Below are 16060 nucleotides of genomic sequence, written 5' to 3'. Positions count from 1 at the left end.
CACCCTTATGAGAAAGATTTTTGCTAGAACGCCCAGTTGAACGTGCCCAGCACGAGCGTCGCGCGCGGGCCGATTTCGGCCGGCCGGCATAGCTGGCGCCCCACCAGCGCCTCGCCCGAGAACTGCTGGGTGTGCCATTGCCACTGCGCGCGCAGGCCGCTGCCGATGCCCACCAGCGTCGGGAAACCCGGCGTCGCGACGAGACTCGCCTTGCCGGCATCCAGAAACACATACGGCTCGATACGGGCGTCGTGCCACACCGGCACGTTCACCCAGGCCAGCTCGTTGCGCGAGTAAATGCCACGGTCACCCGCCAGATCGCCCGAACGGAAACCCCGGATCGTGTCCATGCCGCCCAGGTACAGTTGCTCGGTGCCGTACAGCGCCACGTTCGTGAACTGGCCGCCAACCGCACCGCGATACGCGAACGCTGCCCCCCCCCAGCTTCGGCAGCGGCAACGTGAACGTGCCTGTGGCATCGGCCTTCGTGAACTGGCTGTGCGCGTCGTCGCGCGAGATCCCCGGCGCGTCGTGGTCCGCCTCCAGCCACGGCAGGCCCTCCGAGACGCCGGCATCGAGCGTCACGTTTCCCTGCGCATCGTTGAGCACGAAGCGGTGCAGCCAGTTGCCCCCCACGCGCAGTACGACAAGGCGCTGCGGATCCAGATCGATGTCGTTCACCGCGCGGTCCGTGGAGCAATCGTCAATAGTGGTGTACGGGCGGGACGGCATGATCAGGCGGCCAGCGCTTGAGGAGCCGGTGTGCTTTCAATCACCGGGTTTCCGTCTTTGAACGGAACGCCCTTCAGAAGCTGATCAATTTTCTCGGCGCTGCGAATCTTCCTCCAGGTCTGCCCGGCCGCTTCAATCAGCTTGAACGCCATCGCCAGGAAGGTCGCGCGCGACAGACAGTTGCGCGTGCGGCTCGTGCGATGGCGTACCGTCGCAAACGTCGATTCGATCGGATTCGTGGTCCGCACATGCTGCCAGTGCTCCGCAGGGACATCGTAGAACGTGAGCAGTGCGTCTCGATCCTTCGTGAGCTTCTCGACAGCCTTCGGGTACTTGGCCGCGTACACGTCGACGAACTGATTGAACGCAACAATCGCATCGGCGCGCGTCGCGGCATTCCAGATCTCTGCGAGCGCCGCCTTGGCCTTGCCGTGCTGCGATTTGGGCATCGCGTTGAGGATATTTCCGACCTTATGAAACCAGCAGCGCTGATGTCGCGTTTGCGGGAACACCTCATCGAGTGCCGCCCATAGTCCCATCGCGCCGTCACCAACCGCGAGCAGTGGCGGCGCCTGCAGGCCGCGCGCTTTCAGATCGAGCAGCAGTTCAATCCACGACTGTTTCGACTCGCGGTAACCGTCGCTGAGCGCAACGCGCTCCTTGCCGCCGTCCGGTTTCACGCCGATGATCACGAGCAGGCACTGCCCGTCCGAATCCTCTGTGCGGGCTTGAGTATGGATGCCGTCGGCCCACCAGTAGACCCAGCGCGAGGCGGACAGGTCGCGCTTGTTCCACTTCTCGTACTCTTCTGACCATGCGGCCTTCAGGCGGCTCACGACGCTCGCTGACAGCCCTTTAGCCTGCTCGCCGAGCAGCTCGGACAGTGCGTCGCCCATGTCGCCGGTTGAGACGCCTCGCAGGTACAGCCACGGCAGCGACGATGACACGCGCGGCGACTTGCGCACATAGGGCGGCACGATCGTCGAATTGAACTTGATGCCGGAGCTCGAGCGGTCGCGAACCTTCGGTACCTTGACCGGCACCGGGCCTACCGCCGTGACGATCTCGCGCTCTGGCAGGTAGCCGTTGCGCACGACCGCGCGCCGGCCGTCCATCGTCTTCACATTCGAATATTGCTCGAGCATCGCCGCCAGTTCCGCCTCGATTGCCTGCTGGATGATCCGCCGCGCCCCTTGCTGGATCAGATCGTCCAGGCCGGGTGCGCCCTCAAATTGCGGTTCTGCTGTTTGACTGCTGCTCGTTTCCTGCGTATGTTTCGCCATGGTGGTGGAGTTCGATTGAGGAAGTGTTACCGTGGAAAGCAACATTCTCCATCAATCGCCACCGCCTTCTCCTGCCTCCTCCCTACGCCGCATACACCACTTCCGACGATAACTCCGGTCCGTGCGCATCCACGACAGCGTCGCGTCGATGGCCGTCAGGTCGGACACCGTCCGCCCGAGCTGGTAGTTCCACCCGAAGATGTGGCTGAGCGTACGGCCGTACTCGAGCGCGGTGGTACCGACCAGTTGCTGGTACTCGGAATCGGACAGCGTATAGCTGAACGTGTTGCGGCCCCACGGAACCGCAAACGAGCCGACAAGGGCATTGCTCTCGAGGCTGTCGATGTAGTTCAGGCTCAGGACTTCCTGCAGGCCGATGAGGTTGTCGGCCTCGATGCCAGCCCGGTAGCGCGTGATGCCGGTCGCCTGTGCGCCGTAGGTATCCACACCGAGCGTGCCGTACACGCTGTCACCGGGCGGGTTGCTGATCGCGACCACCGAGTCCCCCACGGTCTGGCCGGGCAGGATCTGGACGCTGGCCTGGTTGCGCCGCATGCGGTTGATCTGCGCCACGCCCTGGTCGATGTCGGACAGGCGCAGCGGGTCGCCCGGATCGGAGGGAAACGCGGACTCGTAGCCTTCGTCGGTGAACCACCCTCCACCTGCCGACGGCTCGTTCGTCGCGAGGCGATGGACAGGCTTGCCGTTGACCGTGAAGGCTTCGATGCGGCCCACCTCGATGGTGACCGCCAGCGTACCCGAAGCGAGATTCTGTGGACCGAGCAGCGCGCGCGTGGTCACATAGCCGGCCGAAACGTAGACATCGGTCAACCGCCTGAGCAGCACGTTCACTCGCCGGGAGCCCAGTTCATGACCGGTAAATGCGGCGATGACGGCATCGAGCCTTGCTTTCGAAACAGCGGTCTTTGCGGGCGGTTCACCCTTCGGCCCGGCAAGCACGATGTGCGCGACACGGAATGTCGGTCCCGATTCGGCAATCTGGTCGACTGGTGTATCCAGCGGGACGTCGAGTATGTTCTGACTGCCCTGCGGCGCCACGCTCACCTGTGCCGGGGGCTGGGCCAGTTGCTGCTGCTGGGCGGCGGCACGCTGCTGGTCGATCAGTTGCAGGCCCGGGTCCTGGATCGGGCGCGGAACGGCGGGCGGTGCAACCGGCGGCGGCGTCTGGGCAAAGATATTCGTTGAAACGGCGAGCGCCGCAGGCAATGCGGCACGCCGCCAGACTTTCTTCGTCTGCATGCTCAGTACCACCACCACGTCGTAAGACCCAGGTGCTGCCCGATCACGACCGGCGTGGTCGACGGTGCACGCACGGTCGTGATGCCGCCCGTCGCACTCGTGCCCTTGCCGCCCGAGATGTAGCCGCCGTTGATGGTCGCGTCGCCTGTGAGCGTCACGAGACCGTCGGCAGTGAATCCGCCCCCGACGTCGGTCGCGATGATCTCAGCCCAGGTGCTGCCGAAGAACGCCTTGAAACCGTGGTCCTGGTTGATCGCCGAATAGCCCAGCACACCGGTTGCGTAGGTGACCGGCGCGCTTACCGCGAGATTGCCTTGCGCGTAGACGTTGCCGCCCGTGTTCGTCGCGCTCGTACCCGCCGTGATGGACACGTTCTGCCCAGACTGGATCGCGCCGCCGTAGGGCGTCACGTCGCTCGATGCGTTGCCATGGCAAAAAATGAAGCAGCTTTCCGAATAGCCCGCCTGACCGGCGAACACCGCCGCGTTAGTGAAGGCTTGCTGCGCGTTGATCGTGATGTTGCCGTCGTCCGACTGGATAATGCCGCCCGAGTTCGTGACGCTGCGGCCGGAGACCGAGACGTTGCCCGCCGTCGAGGCGATGTACGCGAGCTGGTCGGGCTCCGTGACGGTGCCGTAGTCGATGTTGAAGCCGCTGGACGTGTGCTGGAAGAACAGGAAGCGGCCGCCCTCGGACGAGTAGGCAACCGGCGCGCCGCCGTCGACTCCACCCGTGTGATCGATGACGTTGTTCACGTCGCCCTGGGCCGCGAGCGTGACTGCCCCGTTGGCCAGGATGCGGGCGTTGTCGTTGGTGATGTTGCCCTGGGCGTTCAGCGTTGCCGCACCGCTGGCGGCGAACAGGATGCCGAGGCTGGTCGCATCCGAGAGGTTCGTGATGCTGCCGCCGGCGTTCAGCGTCAGGTCGCCCCCACTGGCCGTACCGCTCGCCGAAATCAGTCCGGCCTGCAGCTCGCTGCCGGTATTGCTGATATCGCCGGAAGTGGTCAGCGCAAGAGCGTTGTCGGCGGTGATCTTCGACGGGCCGGTAGCGTCGTCGGCAATCGTGATGCTGGCTGCGTTAAACGTTGTGTTGTTCGACGCGCCCACCTGCATGCCCTGTGCCGACAGTGCGCCGGTCGCGGTGAGGCCGACGTTGCCATCGGCCTCGATCTGTCCGTCGGCCAGCGACATCGCACCACCCGCTGTCATCGAGATGTCGCCGCTCGCCTGGATCTGCGTTCCCTGCATGCCGATCGCGCCGCCTGCCGTCAGCGATACGTCGTTCGCCGCGGTGATGGAGCCGCCAGACGTCGTGATGTCGCCATTGGCCTGCACCGTGGCATCGCCCGCCGTGGCGTAGATCGCTCCCGCGCTGCGCACGCCGGCGCCCTGGTCCGTGACGATGAGTTGCACGCGGCCGGCCGTCAGGCCTCCCGCTGCGGTGATGTCCACCGCGATACCGGGGTTCGTCGCGCTGGACGGCGTCGAACTGGTGAGCCAGTCGTGGCTGTTGTCCGAAGGAGAATATGCCGTGTCGTAGAGACTCGTGCTGCTGCCGATGAGCGCGCGGATGCCGCCCGTCGAACTGGTGAAACTGTTGGTGACCGGGCCGTTGACGTTCAGTTGCTTTGCGATCAGGTCGAGATTGACCAGCGTGCCGGAGAGACCGCCCGGGCCAATCGTGATCGCTCCCCGGTTCGTGGTGAGCACAACGTTACGCTGGGTCTGGCCCGGTGCGGGTGTGATGTCGTTAAAGCTCACTTCGCCGGTCGACAGAACCACGTGGCCAGCGTTCACGAAGGAGCCGCCGTCTACCGTGATGCCGCTGGGATTCGCGATGATCACGTTCGCGCGCGGGCCGAGCACGGAAATCGCGCCCTGAATCAGCGACGGATTCGTGCTCGTGACCTGGTTGACGATTGTGTTGGCGTTCACGCCGACGTTGTTCAGGTCTGCGCCGGCTGATGAAACGTTGAACGACGAGTACGTATTGTTCGAGACGCCGCCGACAGCAGGCGCAATGGTGACTGTCTGGTGGCCGTTGGCCGCCGTAGAAATTCTCGTCGCGGTGCCGCCGCCGGTTACCATGCCGGTGGCCCAGGCCCGGCTGACGAGCAGCGCAAGCAGCGCGCCGGTTGCAAGGCGAAACCGAAACCGTGTACCCCGTAGTCGAAAGAAGCCGTATTTATACATTTTTGTAGTCCTACATTAACGGCGGTTTCATCAACGCCATGCTGCCGTTTCCATACCCAAAGTCGCCTCAGTTGCCTTGCGCAGCGAAGGCCCTGCTTTCCTTCCGGGCTTCAATAGTCACAAACCCACCATGCGACCCGGGCCGGATTTTCGGCTTTGATGCTCGCTCTGTTCCAGACGGTTCTGGACTGCCGCGGCCCGAATGGCTTGTCGTCCAGACCGTCGTATTCTGGCAATGATCTTTTCGTGCGCGCGGAGCCGCCGACCTCGCCAAGCCACGGACCAGTCTTGATTTGAGAGAACATCAACGTGTTGTTTGTGGCCGAAAACCATCGCTGACGCGACTTCATCGCGTCTACTTGCTCAATTAATCCGCGATTAGGTCAAATTTCGGCACCGTGAACACATCTCCGATCGGACCTCGCTGCAGGCGATCGTAACCTTGGCCAGAAACAAAGAACGCGTTACTGTCAAAGTGATCTTTGAAGAGCTTGCGGCGGGCTTTCACTATTGGATTGTCTTCGACAACGTCCGCCATCCTTTCGGTTAGCTGAACATAAACCATTTCTGGCCCTAGCTCCTCTACAGCGTAGGCTGGGGCAGATAACAACAGATCTTTCCCAAATAGCCTCACGTACGCTGGCCCAAAGACGGTGCCCCAGAAAACGTCGGGAAGCCAATGCCGTAAGAGGTGCGTCACCACCATAAAACGCTCGCCAAAGGGTGCTGATCCATTCTCGATAGCGAAGTCTCTGTCCTGCTCGGCCAGCACATCAACTAATGCAAAATCCGCATTCGCGCGCAAGCTTGATAGCTTCAGGTAAGCGACGAGTGCAGCTTGTTCGACCTGCCCAAGTTCGACGCTGAAACTGATATTCGAATGCGTATCGTGAACCTTGGGGGATTTGCTGTTCCATCGAACAGCGAAAGAACCTTCAGCCTTTGGTCGCTTCCTGCGCTGCCAATAGACTGTCTCACAGTTCCCACTGTCCGGGATAAGCCTATCCAGATCTTGACCATCGAAGTCCCTATCAAGGGGCTCCCACCAGCCCCACTTGTCGGGGGATATGCTGGGCAATAGTTCGTGAAACGTCTGCACGGCATAGAGGAAATCCTCTGGCCGTCTAAACGCCAGCGGACTCAGCACGTTGACACTCACCGGAAGCTTAAATTTCACACGGCACCTGCTATTTCGATATCCACGGGCTGAAAGATCCAGTTGCTGGATTGAAGATTCGAATCGATCCACCTGAGCTGTTGACGAGATTCTGCAACGGCTGCGAAATCGACTGCGTGTTCGGGCTAACAATGAGTTGAATCGGATTGCCTGTCGCTAGATAGCCTCTGAATTGGTTGGAATTCGACAGATTCGTAACATCTTTGACTTCCACTATCGTTGAACCGTCCAAGGCATCGGGAATAACCGTCACCGGGGAACCATTTGGCAACGTAACCGTAATACGATCTGTGTTTTCCGGCACCCCGAGCGCCGATAGTGCGTCATCTTGGAATTGTATCCCGCGCTGAAACGGTGTCAGCCCTTCTGTGCTTGTAGAAGGTCCTTGATCACTTGTCGAACCGCCTTCGTCGCCACTGTTTCCGCTCGACAATATCGGTGCGCCGGGAGTAACAACGGGACTCACGACCATCCCACACGCGCCCGGGCCAGCCAGACACGGTGCGGGCGTTACCACCGCACCCGCTGTCGGTGGGGTATTGTTACCACCGCCGTTCGAGCCGGATAGCTGATTATTGGGATCGGCCGGTGGCGTCTGCCCCCCGTAGTTCGCCCGGATCTTCGAAATCAGCCCTTGGACCGTCGAGGAAACACCAGAGCCGATTGCCTGTGTTGCCGGATTACCCGGTAACCACGGCATCAACGAGTAGGCTACAGCCAGCGCTGCGCTGCCGAGTCCACCATTTTGTGCCGCATAGGCCGTATGAGCGGCACTTGCTGTGTCGTTGTTCAACGCCTCGTTCTGCGCGGCCATTGCGCCAGCAGTCACGTTCTGGCCCGCGAGGCCGGCGAGGCCACCGCCCAGCAACGTAGCGAATCCAGCCACTGCCGCCTGCTGGCCTGAATCCAGCGGTGCACCAGTCGGATCGATTGCACTGATAAAATCCGACGAGAACGCTGCGCTCGCCGCCCCACCAATCGCCCCGCCACCGCAACCCGTGCCTTCGGCCGCGCTCGCGGCGCAGCCTAGAGCCGAATGCAGACCAACGTAGGCCAGTTCGCCACCCACCGGGCCGAGATCTGCCGTCAGCGTCGGCGCCTCATTACCAATTGCGTACGCACCAGCGGCAGACGCATCGCTGGCAGCGCTGCTTTCCAGGTTGGTCAGGAAGCTGCCACCTGCAATCGCCGTCTGTACCCCCGCACTGATCGTTGCGGTTGCACCTAACGCAGCCAGTTCTTCCGGCAAGCTCTGCGCTGTTGCCTCTCCCGCTTGCGACACGGTTCCCGTCAGGGCATTACCAACGTTGCTGATACCTGCCAGCTGCCCCAACGTGCTGGTGTTCTGCGGCAGGCTGTTCAACCCCTGATCGAGATTGCCAAGTCCAAACGAACCGGTTGAGCTGTTATAGGTGATGCCATCCGTCAGGCCAGCGGTGAGCACCCCTATCGCGCCCGCCTCCAGGACCGACCCGATGTTGATGCCATTGCCGGCAACAAACTGGCTGGCGAGACTTCCGCTCATGCCGCTCACACCAGCAACAATCATGGCCTGGCCCAGCGTCATCTGTGCCAGGGTCGTGCTCATTGCTGCCGCGGCACCACCGGCAGTAACGATCGACACCACCACCGCCGCCACCATCGCAGCGATCTCGCCCCCCAGACCAACGCTATTGGTGTAGACCATCGAGGTGGTCAGATCGTTGCTGACGGTACTCTGCGTGAAGCTGCTGCCGAGCTGGCTTTTCAGGTTCGTGAGGAGTTGCGCGGTGGCAGCCGTGTTCTCGCTGCCATCCGCGTTCGTGACTTCGAGCGCGCCGCCGATCTGGTTGATGGCGTCTGCGTTCAGGTCGTAGTTCGCGGCGGTCATGTAGCCGCCCTGCTGCACCTCGGTACCCGTGGTGGCCGCCAGACCGGTGCTCACGTCCTGGTAGATGTCCCCGACGTTGGTCGAGCGCTGCTCGTTCGTCAGCGTGCCCGTGTTGACCGTCAGTGTTCCGGAAGCCGAGATCGAACCGGTATTGAGAATGCTGTTCGCGTAGTTGAGCGTAACGTTCGTGCCGGTGATCGTCCCGTCCGCGTTCACCGTCGCGAAGTTCTGCGGCAGCAGCACCTCGGGCATCAGCGCCTGAACCGTCGGGCAGGATGCGTTACCCGTGGCCGTACATCCCGGCTCGGGGACGGTCTCCTCGACGTACCACAGCATCGGCGCATTCACGAGCGCGAGTTGCTGCTGGCTCAACTGCGTGCCCAGCGCAATGTTGTTCTGCTCGGCGTACTGGAGCGCCGCGCCATAGAGCGCCGCCGTATCCTGGTTGTTGATCGACGCCTGACCGGTGCTGTCGGTCGCACTGGTCGTGCTGTAGAAGCTCGACTGGCCCGTCTCCTCAAGCGCAGCCTGCTCGACCTGCTGCGCCTGCGTGTACGGATCGTAGTAAAACTGCGTCGTATCGGGTTGCAGGCTCGCGGGCAACTTCGCGAGGAGCGCCGCAGGCGAAACGTCATCCGTCACCGCCGAAGCCGGGCTGTTTACAAGGTACGTCACGTTTTCCGTCTGACTGCCGACGGTCTGCACCGCAGTGCCGTTACCCACACCGTTAGCCGTTTCCGCCTGTGCCGTACCGGCCTGGGCGCCGATGGGCGCGTTCACGGTAACGCTGCCGGGCGCGACCGGCCTGCCCACCGTGGTCGTACCCAGCGGCAGGTTCGCGGGCGGCCCTGCCGTGCCCGTCACGGACACCGGCTGCCCGGCCATGTTCGTCAGCAGCCCCGCACTGTTGACCGTCGTTGCAGCGCTGGCCGGAACGGCCGGTGGTCCCAGCGTAATCACCTGTCCCGAAACAGCGGGCGGCGGCGTATAGACGGTCGGGTTCGTCAGCCCGTTGACCAGCGTTGCGCCCGTGAGGCTGACGGTCTGGCCGATCACGTTACCCGTGTTGGTCAGCGTCGGCGAATTCACCGACAGCGCGTTGCCCGCCTGGATGGTCCCCGGCACGAAATCCGGCAGTCCCACCGCATCGGGCAGCCCCGGCGGATTCTGCGTGTCGCCGGACACGTAGGCGCTGCCGTAAAGCTGCTGGCACAGCGACGTGTTCCCTGCGCAGCCAAACGCGATCGACGCCGGGTTGTTCTTGTCGTACCCGCCCCGGTAATACGCGTACAGGTACTGGTTGCTGCTCGCGGCGCTGCCCGTCGCGTTGATCGTGACGTTGTTCAGCGCCGTCACAAGGCTGCCGGTATTGCTGAAGGTTCCGGCCGTCAGGTTGACGTTGTGGTTGGCCGTGATCGTCGCCGGACTGGCTGACTGCACGTCGACATATGCCTCACAGTTCAGCGTACAACTGGTGAAAGGCGTGGCGCTGCCATAGTTCTGGTGGATCTGCACGGGTGCCGCGATCGTGTTCGTCAGCGTCGCCGCGTTGAGGTCCACGTCGTTACCCGCTTCGATCGCGCCCGAGGTGTTCGTCACGCTCGCCGCCTGCACGAGGTTCGTCGGCGTCGCGGAGGTGTCGCTCGCTGTCGTGCCTGCGCCGCCGATCACGACGTTACGACCTGCGACCAGATTCCCGTAGGTGTTGCTGACCGTGTTCGCAGCGATGACGACGTCGTTGGCCGCCGTGACGTTCGCGTTGATCTGCTGGTAGCTGTACGTCTGCGAGTTGTTGTTGCTCGTCGCCCCGGCGGTGCACCCCGAATACCCCGACGCACAACCGGCCGTCGTGGTCATCGTCCCGGTGTTGGCCCCCTGGTTCGTGAAGCTGCTCGCTGTGATGTTGACGTCGTTGCCCGCCGCAATGTTGCCGCCATTCGTAAGACTGCCGCCCGAGAGATTCACGTTATGACCGGCCACGATCTGGCCCGTCGTTCCCTGCTGCGTGACCGAAGACGACACCGACGGAATCGCGATCGCGCTGACCGCATCGAATGTAAAGGACGCCGGTGGCGCGGCGGGACCCGAGTTGTAGCCGCTCGAGCGGGATCCGTACTGCCCGCTCGAATTCCCGCGCCCCCAGACCGAGATGCCGCCTGAGGCCTGCATCGATGCCAGGGCGTTCATGAACGCCGTCAGCGACGCGGAATCGACAGCATCGGTGACGGTCGTGGTAATCGACGTGCCGCTATTCTCGAGCGACTGCACGTTCAGGTTCGCATCGTTGCCGGCGCTGATCGTTCCGCTCTGGTTATTGAGGCTGTTCGCCGTGAGATTCAGGTTGTTACCCGCTGCGATCACCGAACTGGCCGCGAACGACCCGGTGGTCGTCGTGGTTTCCGTGACGGTCGGGATCGTCAGCGTCCGCGTCGCCGCGGCGCCGGAGATGTCGCTGTTCTGCACGAACCAGAGGTCGGCGCTGCCGCCCGCCACCAGGGTTCCGACCTGCTCGAACGTCACCGTTCCCGAGGTCGCGACCGGCGCGCTCTGGGGACCTTCCGGGAAACCGTCGGCGCCTCCCCAATCGGGGTTGCTCGCGATTCCGTTCCAGCCATTCGCGGGAATCTCGCCGGTGGTGGCGAGCAGCCCACCCAGCGTGACGGGCTGGGTCACCGTCACCAGTTCCAGGCCACCACCAAACTGTCCGCCCCCGCTACCGGCCCCGTAAGCGGTCTCCGTGCCGATCACGGTGGACATCAGCAGCGGTGTGTTGACGACGGTCGTCGTGGAGGTGGTCGTCGTGGTGGACGTCGCGGCCGAATTGATGACGTTGTTCGCGTTGATCGTGAGATTGTTCGTGGCCGAGATCGTGCCGCCCGCATTGGTCAGATCGCCCGAGAGATTGACCGTCATGTTGCCGGCACCAGCTGCACTGCTGCTGTTGCCAACCTGGGTCGTCCCGTTCGAGTTGTCGTAGCTCGTGCCGGAAATCGTGAGTTCGTTCACGGCTTCAACCGTGCCCGCGTTCGTGCCTGAGCCGTTGAGCGTGAAGGCGTCGCCCGCCTGGATCGTTGCACCCGCAGCGTTCGCGAGCGAACCGTTGATCGTCAGATCGTTCGCATTGACGGTACCCGAATTGGTCACCGCACCGTTGAGCGTCAGCGAGCCGGTGCCCTGGTTGATCGTTCCCGCGTTGCTGATGCCCTGCGACGCGGTCACGTTGACAGTCGTGCCCGGCAGCGTCCACGTGCCCGAATTACTGATAGCCTGGGCCGAGAGGTTGAACACGTTGCCGCCGTTGACCGTACCGAATACGCTGGATGACGGATCGATCGTCTGGTTCGGCAGGTTCAGCGTGACGCTGTTCTGGCCCAGGATCTGGCCATTCGTGCTGTTGTACGAGCCATTGCCGCCCGTCACCGTCACCGAGGTATCACCCGTCGCGGCCGTAGGATGGTTCACGTCTCCGGCGAAGATCAACCCGTTGGTGTTGCTCAGGTTCGCCGTGGTGAGATTAAGCGCGTTCGTTGCCAGCAGGCCACCGGTGTTGGCGGTGGTGCCCGCTACGGTGAGATTCGTGGTCGGGCCGTAGATCGTGCCTGAATTGTTCAGGTTCGCAGCCGTCACCGCCATCGTTTCGAGCGACGACAGCGCGCCCTGGTTCGTAACGTTACTTCCCGAGACAGTCAGAGTGCCCTGTGCCATCTGGGTGCCAACGTTCGTCACCGTGCCGCCGGCGAGCGTGGCGTTGCCCATGTAAGCGGCGGTGCCGCCTGTGGTCAGGTTCGCGGTGCCCGTCGCGCTGTACGTGCCGCCGATCACCGCGTTGGCGGTTGTGACGTTCGCCCCGTTGAGCGTGGCATTGCCGTTCACGCTCAGCGTTGGCGCGCTCGCGCTGTAGGCCGCGTTCAGTTGACCGGCCGACGTGTCGAGGCTGTTGATCGCGGTGGCACTGAGATTGCCGCCCACGGCCAGCCCCTGCGTCGTGATGATCGTGCCGGTCAGCGTGGCATCGTTCGATACGGTCGTCTGTGCGCCCAGCGTCAGGCTCTGGCCCGCGTTCAGCGTTACCGATCCCGCCGACGATACGGTTGCGTTCGCTGTGAGGTTGCCGCCGTTCGCATTCATCGCGAGGTTGCCCAGCGACTGCACGGTGCCCTGCGCGTTGACGTTCATGCCCGCCGTCACGCTCATGGCACCGCCCGAGAGCGCGTTGCCGAGCGTCGCGCTGCCGTTGGTGGCGGTGAGCGTTTCGGTGCCGACGGCCGTTGTCGCGCCTACCGTGAGGTTCTGGCCAGCCGTCGCCGCCAGGTTGTTGCCCGTCTGGATTGTGCCGGTCAACGCAATGTTGCTGCCGGCTGTGAGCGTCGTGTTGTTCGCGACATTGACGGCCCCACTGCCGGTGAGGCTGCCGCCCGCGTTCACCGTGGCATTGCCCGTGCCGTCCGCTTCGAGACCGCCATCCAGCGCCACGTTGCCGCCGGCGCCGACAGTCGTATCGCTGCCGCTATGCACCGCGCCCGAGACGGTGGCGTCCTGCCCTGCCGAAATCGCAATCGTACCGGGGCTAGAGAGCGTGCCTGCCACGGTGACGCTGCCCGCACTGGAACCGATCTGCGCGTTGCCGCCGCTGGTGACCGTGCCGCCCAGACTCACGCCCTGCTGGCCGTTTGCGTTGAGCGCGCCGGCCGTCGTGACCGTCCCGCCCGTAGAGAGCGTGCCGCCGCTCGCCGAGAGGCTCATGTCGCCGACCGAGGCGACTGAACCGTCGATGGCAGCACTACCACCCGAGGTCACCGTGAACGCGCTGCCGCTCGTAGCGCTGCCGCCCAGGGTCGCGTTACCCCCTGCGCTGACGGCAATCGCACCGGGCGCTGTGAGGGTGCCGCCGAGCGAAGCGTTGCCGCCCGCTGTGGCCGTGACCGTCGAACCGGACTGCACGGCACCCGTCAGGCCGATGTTCTGGCCCGCGGCGAGCGACACCGCGCCCTGCGAGGAAGCGACGTTGCCATTACCCGAGATCGAGCCCGACTGCGCGCTGACCGTCACCGCCCCCTGCGCCTGCGTCGTGCCACCCAGCGCGACGCCCTGTCCGGCCGTGACGTTCGCCGCACCGTTCGACTGCAGGTTGCCGCTCACGGTGGCGGTGCCCGTCGTCGCGCTGATCGTCGTGTTGCCCATTGCGGCGATGGCACCACTCACCGCCGCATTGCGGCCTGCGCTGAGCGCCACCGTACTGCCACCGCTGACACTGCCGTTTTCGTTCACGTCGCGTCCGGCCTGGACCGTGATCGTTCCGGGAGCAGAAACATTCGCCAGCGACACATCCTGAGCCGCCGTCGCCGACACGGCCGCACCGCCCTGGACGGCACCGCTGTACGCGATGTTCCCGCTCGCCGACAGGTTCACATTCCCCTGCGTCGTGCCGATGGCACCGGTACCGGTCAGGTTGCCGTTCGTCGCGGCAAGCGTCGCATCCCCCGTGGTGGTGAGCGCGCCATTGACGACGACGCTGCCGCCGCGGACGCTCGCCGTGGCCGCCTGGGTCTGTCCGCCCAGCGTCGTGGTGCCGCCGGACTGTACCGTGATTTCCCCGGGCGTCACCGCCGTACCTGACAGCGTGGCGTCACCGTTCGCGGCCGTCACGCTCAGGGTTCCCAGTGCGGATACGTTCCCGCCGATCAGCGCGCTTTGCCCGGCCGAGACGGACAACGCCGCATTGGTGACGACATCGCCCGTGATCTGCGCCGTACCCGTCGTCGCGGCAATCGACGTATTGCCAACACCGCTCGCCGCGCCATTCACGCTCGCGTTATGCCCGCCCGTGAGCGTAACGGTGCTGCCGCCCTGCACAGCGCCATTGATCGTCAGATCCTGGCCGGCGTTTGCCGTAATCGTGCCCGGCGCGCTCAGCGCCGAGTTCACCGTCAGGTCACCTGTTGTGGCCTGCAGCGCGAGGCTCTGGCCCGACACCGAGCCGAGCGTCATCGAGTTGCCGGCATTGAGTGTCGTGCTGCCATTCGCAGCCACCGACGTGGCGTTCAGATTGCCACCAGCGGTAAGCGACGCACTCTGACCCGCCGAGACGCTGCCCGTCGCGTTGATGTCCCCGTTCGCGCTGACCGTGTAGTTCTGGTTGGCCAGTGCCGTGCCGGTAATGTTCGTCGCACCTGCGCTCGTGAGACTCACGTTCTGGCTGGCATACGTTTGCCCGACCGTGATGTCGCCGTTCGCATTGACGACGGCGTTGCCCGCCGTGGCGGCAAGCGGCCCCTGCATGTTCACGCCCATGCCGGCGGCAGTCGAAACGATAAACACCTGCCCGCTGGTGACCGAACCGAACTGGCTCGCGTCGATTGCAACACCACCATTGCCGATGGCCGACGCCGTGTTGGTCGTGCCGTTGGAAGCGGTGTCGTACGTGGTACCCGTAAAACCGGTGGCGGTAGGCGTGACGAGCTGGTTGCCCGAGATGAGGTTGACGCGGTTGCTGGCCTGAATGGGCGCGTTGACCGCGAGGGTCTGGCCGATGAGGTCGATGTTGCCAACGGTACCGGCAATGCCAGGACCGGGCGTGCCGTTGTTGCCCGGTGGCCCGTTGATCGAGATGTTGCCGGAGTTCACGCTGTACGCGAGCGCCCCGGCATTGGCATAGCTTGTCGCCGTGCCACCCGCGGCCGTGATGAACTGCGGCGTGCCGGTCGTGAGCGTGAGGTTCGAGATATTGGTGAGCGCCGTGCCGCCCGGGATGGATATGCCGTTTGGATTACTAATGATCAGAGACGCGGTGTTGCCAAAAATCTCCAGTGGCCCTGATATCACGGAAGCGTACTGGCTACCGGTGGACGTCACCTGCGCCAGGATCGTCGAGGCGGCGCGCCCCGCAAGGTTCGGGTTGGCGCCCACCTGGCCGCCCGTGAGCGACGTGCCCGCCACGAGACTGTTATTGAAGATCAGCTCTTCGCTGCCCGCCGAGAGACTCTGGAACTGCGAGACGGACAGCCCCTGAGCATTGGGCGCGGGAATGTTGATAACGGGTACGCCTGCCGAACTCTGGGTGACGGCTGGCTGGAACGGAACCGGTGCGTGCGGGTCGACGATCGGCGCGGCGTGCGCCGTCTGGTCTGCGAGCAGCACGGCCGGCGCGAAATACATCACGCCCGCCATGACGGCAGCCGTGACGCGCCGCCACAGCGCCGTGCCGGATTGCCCCTACCCCCGCATCCATGAACCGCATCCGGTCCGCAGCCGCCGCGCGCTGCATGGCGCCACGGACGATGTTATTTACCCCGTTGTGCATCTTGCCTACTGCCTGTTTGTTCTTGTTGACCCCTTACAGCGAATGACGGGATGTTACTGGAAACAGGGACGCACCATTGTTAACGATCGGCAACATCAGCGATTTTTCGGCGAAAAAACCGCAGAAAATGCGAATTGCATATTCAAATGCTGATTAACTACCTGGATATAGACCCGTTGCCCTGGCTCGCGACACACAGGCACGAACGCCCAGGCGGTGCGGCGAGTGCATGGCGCCGGGAAG

Annotated in this window: 7 protein-coding genes and 1 pseudogene; 1 reads left to right on the top strand and 7 read right to left on the bottom strand. The window is 63.8% G+C overall.

The genetic code is table 11. The features are described 5' to 3' along the window. Positions 1-23 precede the first annotated feature (23 nt). The 7 genes and pseudogenes from WJ542_RS06240 to WJ542_RS06210 all read right to left on the bottom strand — a co-directional run bounded on the left by WJ542_RS06240 (position 24) and on the right by WJ542_RS06210 (position 15684). Positions 24-479, bottom strand: a complete 456-nt coding sequence (locus WJ542_RS06240; RefSeq protein WP_411188449.1) for a ShlB/FhaC/HecB family hemolysin secretion/activation protein — start codon at positions 477-479, stop codon at positions 24-26. A 28-nt stretch (positions 480-507) separates the two neighbouring features. Then, positions 508-732: pseudogene (locus WJ542_RS06235) on the bottom strand (ShlB/FhaC/HecB family hemolysin secretion/activation protein); the annotation flags it as partial. Positions 733-734: 2 nt separating this feature from the next. After that, on the bottom strand, positions 735-2015 hold the full coding sequence (locus tag WJ542_RS06230; RefSeq protein ID WP_411188333.1) for an IS256 family transposase: 1281 nt from the start codon (positions 2013-2015) through the stop codon (positions 735-737). A gap of 51 nt (positions 2016-2066) precedes the next feature. Further along, positions 2067-3275, bottom strand: a complete 1209-nt coding sequence (locus WJ542_RS06225; RefSeq protein WP_411188448.1) for a ShlB/FhaC/HecB family hemolysin secretion/activation protein — start codon at positions 3273-3275, stop codon at positions 2067-2069. 2 nt (positions 3276-3277) lie between these two features. Further along, positions 3278-5470, bottom strand: coding sequence for a two-partner secretion domain-containing protein (locus WJ542_RS06220; RefSeq protein ID WP_411188447.1), 2193 nt, complete (start codon positions 5468-5470; stop codon positions 3278-3280). 367 nt (positions 5471-5837) lie between these two features. Beyond that, positions 5838-6647, bottom strand: coding sequence for a hypothetical protein (locus tag WJ542_RS06215; RefSeq protein ID WP_411188446.1), 810 nt, complete (start codon positions 6645-6647; stop codon positions 5838-5840). A 10-nt stretch (positions 6648-6657) separates the two neighbouring features. Then, complete coding sequence (locus WJ542_RS06210; RefSeq protein WP_411188445.1) at positions 6658-15684, bottom strand: two-partner secretion domain-containing protein; 9027 nt, start codon at positions 15682-15684, stop codon at positions 6658-6660. Here WJ542_RS06210 and WJ542_RS06205 point away from each other — a divergent pair. Beyond that, entirely contained in the window at positions 15683-15970 is a 288-nt protein-coding gene (locus WJ542_RS06205) for a hypothetical protein (RefSeq protein WP_411188444.1), read from the top strand. The two genes, WJ542_RS06210 and WJ542_RS06205, sit on opposite strands and share 2 nt — an antisense overlap. The last annotated feature ends 90 nt before the right edge of the window (positions 15971-16060 follow it).

The sequence above is a fragment of the Paraburkholderia yinzeri genome (assembly GCF_046581065.1).
Taxonomy (GTDB): Bacteria; Pseudomonadota; Gammaproteobacteria; order Burkholderiales; family Burkholderiaceae; genus Paraburkholderia.
This window is presented reverse-complemented; position numbering and strand designations above follow the sequence as displayed.

Coding starts and splice junctions, on each gene's coding strand:
- WJ542_RS06220 (WP_411188447.1), bottom strand. CDS start 5,470: ATGTATAAATACGGCTTCTTTCGACTACGGGGTACACGGTTTCGGTTT.
- WJ542_RS06225 (WP_411188448.1), bottom strand. CDS start 3,275: ATGCAGACGAAGAAAGTCTGGCGGCGTGCCGCATTGCCTGCGGCGCTC.
- WJ542_RS06230 (WP_411188333.1), bottom strand. CDS start 2,015: ATGGCGAAACATACGCAGGAAACGAGCAGCAGTCAAACAGCAGAACCG.
- WJ542_RS06240 (WP_411188449.1), bottom strand. CDS start 479: ATGCCACAGGCACGTTCACGTTGCCGCTGCCGAAGCTGGGGGGGGGCA.
- WJ542_RS06210 (WP_411188445.1), bottom strand. CDS start 15,684: ATGGCGGGCGTGATGTATTTCGCGCCGGCCGTGCTGCTCGCAGACCAG.
- WJ542_RS06205 (WP_411188444.1), top strand. CDS start 15,683: ATGACGGCAGCCGTGACGCGCCGCCACAGCGCCGTGCCGGATTGCCCC.